At 40.2% G+C, this 443-nt stretch carries 1 protein-coding gene; it reads left to right on the top strand.

What is annotated here, in order from left to right:
• Positions 1-443 (top strand): family 1 glycosylhydrolase (locus KH400_RS21150; protein ID WP_217228018.1); only part of this gene is annotated, 443 nt, incomplete at both ends.

The raw sequence follows: 443 nt of genomic DNA, 5'->3' as shown, positions 1-443 counted from the left end.
GGATGAACCTGGCAGATGTGATGCCTGGTGGAAAAGTCCGTTTAAATGTCATCTCAAAACCCGGATTCGATTTTAAAATTGATACAAAGAAATACACGACATACCCAAACCACGAAGCGATCGATTTTTATCATCGTTACGCAGACGATATCGCATTATTTGCTGAATTAGGATTTAAAACATACCGTATGTCAATCGCTTGGTCTCGTATTTTCCCTAAAGGAGACGAGCTTGAGCCAAACGAGGAAGGCCTAGCATTTTACGACCGTGTATTCGACGAGTGCTTAAAGCATGGAATCGAGCCAGTTGTAACGATCTCCCACTATGAAATGCCTTTATATTTAATTACTGAGTATGGTGGTTGGAGAAACCGTGAAGTCATTTCATTCTTCGAACGCTATGCCATCACTTTATTTAACCGTTATAAAGACAAAGTAAAGTAC

The organism is Desertibacillus haloalkaliphilus, from assembly GCF_019039105.1.
GTDB lineage: Bacteria > Bacillota > Bacilli > Bacillales > KJ1-10-99 > Desertibacillus > Desertibacillus haloalkaliphilus.
The sequence above is the reverse complement of the archived record's forward strand: the minus strand, read 5'-3'. Positions and strand labels throughout refer to the sequence as shown.